The organism is Variovorax sp. 01T439_2 (assembly GCF_056398445.1).
Genome location: NZ_JBFTPJ010000431.1, coordinates 1 through 4,804, shown reverse-complemented (window position 1 = coordinate 4,804; position 4,804 = coordinate 1). Strand labels below are relative to the sequence as shown.

Sequence of the window (4,804 nt, the reverse complement as noted above, 5' to 3'; positions counted from 1 at the left end):
GCCGTACACAGAACGCGGCAGCCTGGTCTCAGTGCTCAAAGAATTCATGCCTCGTGACATCTGGCTCTACGCAGCGTACACGCAGCGCCGGCACAACAGCGCAGCCCTGCGTGCACTACTGAAATTGCTTGAAACGCGCATGGGAGGCGGCGCACCCGACCATCCGACCTAGAAGCAGAGGGCTGAAATACATCCATTCACAAGCGCCTGCCGCGTATCGCTCAATTTCGCGGAAGCAACCATGCCGTGGAAGCACAACGCTACGGCGCGCTCCGCAAGCTGGGGGGCCATCTGCGCATGCGTCTCAAACCATCGACGCTGTGTTGCGCAGAAGACGCTGCAAGATGCTATTGAACGCAGCAGGGCCACTCTACTGCAGCGGCGTCGACCATGCGATCTCTACGACGTTGTTCGCGTGCAGCGCCAGGCGACTTCGTCGATCGCAAGATCTCGTGAAAGCATCACAGCGCCACGGTTGTGTCCATGTACGGCGCGTAGGCTGCCTCGAAGCCCGACGCCGCGGCCCAACCGTCGATAACCAAAGGCACGTCAATACCCCCTTACCGTTGATTGGCCACGCACCCTCAAGCCATGAGAATCCGTTGGCGCCGTAGCCGAAGCTGCCACTGTGGGCCGCGTCGAAACCAGTGATGCGGCCTGTTGGGCTGTCGCCGATGCTTCAGGTGACATCGGCCGCAGCAATGGTGCTTTGGATGGGGTGTCCTGTCAGCGGACTGAGCAGGCTCTGCGTGAGGCTGCCCACGCGCTCAGCCGTATCGTTGGTGTAGCTGCTGAATTCGGTCTAGGTCAGCCGCGCGGCGCTGTCATAGCTGCTGCTGGGATGAGATGATCAGATCGCGCACGCGTCTCCGGTTGGAGCTCACGCTCGGCTTCTCACTTGGAGTTCTTTATGGATTTTGGCCTTCGATGAAAGAAGCTTCCACTCCCCTCGCGGCCGAGACCATTCCGGACACGTCCATTGGTCCATGGCCGGCGACCGACGCCAGTTCTCTTGCCCGGAAAACAGACGCGCAACGAAGCCGCGTCATCTACGGTACTACTTTGTTTGTAGTCTTTGTGTGCGCGGCGTTGCTGGTCATGAACGCATGGCTGGTCGTTCGTGCGCGCACGGCGGAAAACGAGCAGATCGCGCGGGCGAATACCAACCTGGCACGCGCGGTCAGCCAGCAGATCGATAGTACGGCTGCCCTGGCCGAGCACATCATCTCGGGCCTCGTCTTCGAACTCGAGCGCGCGGACATCACGCCCGACTCCCTGCAGCGTCTTCAACCGGTCCTCGTGAACCATGTCGCCGAAGTTCAAGCCATCAAGGGAATCTTCATCTACGACGAGCAAGGCCGATGGCTGGTCTATTCCGATGCATCCCCGGCGGGTACCCGAAGCAATTCGGATCGCGAATATTTCATTCACCACCGGACCAACCCGAGCGCGCGGACGCTGATCAGCGGCCCCATCGTGAGCCGCTCTTCGGGCGAGTGGGTGATCCCGGTGTCGCGCAGGATCAACGACCCGGACGGCAACTTCGCCGGCGTGGTGCTGGTCACGCTCAGCGTCAAGCATCTGCTGAGTGTCCTGGACCACTTTCAGATCGGCGAGCAAGGAGCAATTGCGCTGTTCGGGACGGACCAACTGCTGCTCCGCCGCCCCTTCAGGGAAGCCGACCTGGGCAGGCGCAGTACAGATACGCCGTTGCAGCAACGTTTCCGGGCCTCGCGCTCGGGCACCGTCGAGGGAAGATCGGCGATCGATGGCGTGACACGGATCATCAGCTTCGAGCATTTGCTGAACTACCCGCTCTTCGTGACCGTTGCCGTCGGCAAGGACGAGGCGCTGCAGGAATGGAAATCCGCGTCGATCTATCAAACGGCTTGGGTGGTTCTTTTGTGCCTGGTCGTCGGAGTGTCAGGCCGCCACTTGATCCGGTCGATGCGCAGGCGACTGGTGGCGGAACTGCAGCTGCGAAGTGCCCGGGACGCGCTGACGGAGGCCAATGAGCGCCTGGAACATCTTGCGCAGGAAGACGGGCTGACAGGCCTGGCCAACCGCCGCTACTTCGACGCCCGCCTGGCCCTCAACTTCCAACAGGCGCTGGCAAGCCAAACGGCGCTGGCGGTCGTCATGGTCGACGTCGACGAGTTCAAGAAGTACAACGATCTGTACGGGCATCTTGAAGGCGACGACTGCTTGCGGCGGGTCTCCCAGGCACTGCGGTCGGCCGTGTGGCGCTCGAGCGACCTTGTCGCGCGCTACGGGGGCGAAGAAATGGTTTTGTTGTTGCCCGCGACGGACGCCGCAGGTGCACTCGAGGTTGCGCAAAGGGCGCGGCTGGCCGTGGCCGATCTGCAGATCCCTCATGCGGCGTCGGCGCTGGGCACCGTCTCCGTCAGCCTTGGCGTGGCGTCCGGGGTTCCGCAGCCCGGCAGCACGCCGTTCGAACTGCTGAGAGCCGCGGACGAAGCACTCTACCTTGCCAAGCAGGAGGGGCGAAACACCGTCAGGGTGCACGCCTGACCAGTTTGCTGTTGTGTTGCCCTCGTGGTGGCCGAAGGCGACGCAAATGCGCTGGCTTGGCGGCCATCAAGGGCTACAGGTGGTGGGCTCCACAGACGGGCAGGGTCTAGCCTGGGTTGCGCCAGGCAGGCCTGGCCCGTGAATAAATTATAGCATAAATGCGACAAGATGTAACATTTTTTGGCCAAGATCTGGCTCAGTCAGGTCCAATTGGCCCGTCGGATTGGGCTCAAAACGGCATTCGGCAGACGGCGGCAAGCGCCGGCCCGCCCCGGCGGGGGTAGTGCCGCAACGGGTTGCGCAGAGCCCGAGCTGAGCCAAAGGCCCCTGGGACACCAGCCCCCTAGAGACCGGTGGTTCGGCGCACCTCGCCCAAGGTGATCCAAAGCAGCCCACCTGAGCGCGAAAAGAAAAGGGGGTAAAAATGGGGAGTAAAGTGCCTGCCCCGCCCGCAAATCCGCATGGATACTGGGTTGCCGGCGGAGAGTGTGAGATTCGAACTCACGGACGCTTTCACGTCGGCAGTTTTCAAGACTGCTGGTTTAAACCACTCACCCAACTCTCCGGAACCGTCGATTTTATGCTGACGCCGGCCCGTTACTCGTCGGGCAGGAAGAGCGACTGCAGGTCGCTCAGGAAATCCAGCCCGCGCTCGGTGGGCCACACGCGATGCAGGTCGCGCGCGATGAGGCCCTTGCGCTCGGCTTCCTCCAGGCCCTTTTGAATGCTGGTCATGGCAAGCCCGGTGCGCTCGCTGAACTGGGGCAGCGTGAAGCCCTCCTTCAGGCGCAGCGCGTTGAGCATGAACTCGAACGGCAGGTCGGCCAGCGCCACTTCGTCACTTTGCGCCACGGCGGCGCCGGCGCGGGCGTTGTTCATGTACAGGCGCGGCTCGCGAAAGCGTACCTGGCGCACGATGCGGTGCGCGAAGCTCAGCTTGCTGTGTGCGCCGGCGCCAATGCCCAGGTAGTCGCCGAACTGCCAGTAGTTGAGGTTGTGCGCGCAGGCGTGGCCGCTGCGCGCATAGGCCGACACTTCGTAGCGCGACATGCCGCTGGCGGCGGTTCGCTCGGTGATCCGGTCGAGCATGGCGTAGGCCAGGTCGTCTTCGGGCAGGGCCGGCGGAAACTTGGCGAACCAGGTGTTGGGTTCGATGGTGAGGTGGTACACCGAGATGTGCGGCGGCGCGAGCGCCAGCGCCTGGGTCAGGTCGGCGTCCAGCCCCTCGAGCGTCTGGCCCGGCAGCGCATACATCAGGTCGAGGTTGAAGGTGTCGAACGCGCTCGCGGCTTCTTCCACGGCGGCAATGGCCTGGGCGCGGTCGTGCACGCGGCCCAGCGCCTTCAGGTGCTCGTCGTTGAAGCTCTGCACGCCCACCGAAAGCCGCGTGACGCCCGCGCCGCGGTAGGCGCGGAAGCGGTTGCGCTCGAAGGTGCCGGGGTTGGCTTCGAGCGTGATCTCGCATTCGGGCGCCAGCTTGAGGCGGGCGCGCACGTCGCCGAGCAGGCGGTCGATGGCCTGCGGCGAAAAAAGGCTTGGCGTTCCGCCGCCGATGAAGATGGTGTGGACGGTGCGGCCCCAGATGAGCGGCAGCGCAGCGTCCAGGTCGGCAATGAGCGCGTCGAGGTACGCCGCCTCGGGAATGCCCTCGGCCTCGGCCTCGTTGGTGGCGCGCCACTCGTGCGAGTTGAAGTCGCAGTAGGGGCACTTGCGCAGGCACCAGGGCAGATGGATGTAGAGCGAGAGCGGCGGCAGCGCCGCGAGCTGCAGCGGGCCGGGCCGCATCCAGTGCAGCACGTCGTTGGCCTGCGGTGCGCCCGCGGGCTGTACGGGCTGGATGGGAACGACAGAGGCCATCGCTCAGAACCAGCGTTCGCGCATCAGGGCCAGCATGGCCTTGGCCGCTTGGCCCCTGTGGCTGTTGGCGTTCTTCACCTCGGGCGGCAGCTGGGCAAAGGTCTTGCCGAAGCTGGGCAGGTACATGACGGGATCGAAGCCGAAGCCGTTGTCACCGATGGGCGCCTTCGTGATTTCTCCCACCACGCGGCCCACCGCGATGAGCGGCTCGGGGTCGTCGTGCCCGCGCAGCGCGACCAGCGTGCTGACGAGCGCGGCGCGCCGATTGACCACACCGTCGAGCTGCTCGAGCAGCGCCTTGACGTTGTTGGCGTCGCCCTTGGCATAGCCGAACTGCGTGGCATAGAACGCCGTGTCCACGCCCGGCAGGCCGCCGAAGGCATCGACGCAAAGGCCTGCGTCGTCCGCAATGGCC

At 64.3% G+C, this 4,804-nt stretch carries 3 protein-coding genes, 1 tRNA gene and 1 pseudogene; 2 read left to right on the top strand and 3 right to left on the bottom strand.

Translation table 11 applies throughout. The features are described 5' to 3' along the window. Window positions 1-172 (top strand): annotated as a pseudogene (locus AC1DOC_RS19615) (LysR family transcriptional regulator); the annotation flags it as partial. 755 nt (window positions 173-927) lie between these two features. Next, window positions 928-2,532, top strand: coding sequence for a GGDEF domain-containing protein (locus tag AC1DOC_RS19610; RefSeq protein WP_478079446.1), 1,605 nt, complete (start codon window positions 928-930; stop codon window positions 2,530-2,532). Window positions 2,533-3,012: 480 nt separating this feature from the next. Here the strand turns inward: AC1DOC_RS19610 and AC1DOC_RS19605 are convergent. From AC1DOC_RS19605 to AC1DOC_RS19595, 3 genes are all read right to left on the bottom strand, one after another. Next, a tRNA-Ser gene (locus tag AC1DOC_RS19605) sits at window positions 3,013-3,097 on the bottom strand. A 32-nt stretch (window positions 3,098-3,129) separates the two neighbouring features. Then, the gene (gene hemW / locus AC1DOC_RS19600; protein ID WP_478079445.1) at window positions 3,130-4,389 is read right to left on the bottom strand and encodes a radical SAM family heme chaperone HemW; all 1,260 of its coding nucleotides are present in this window, start codon (window positions 4,387-4,389) and stop codon (window positions 3,130-3,132) included. Window positions 4,390-4,392: 3 nt separating this feature from the next. Beyond that, window positions 4,393-4,804 (bottom strand): non-canonical purine NTP pyrophosphatase (locus AC1DOC_RS19595; protein ID WP_478130323.1); only part of this gene is annotated, 412 nt, incomplete at its 5' end.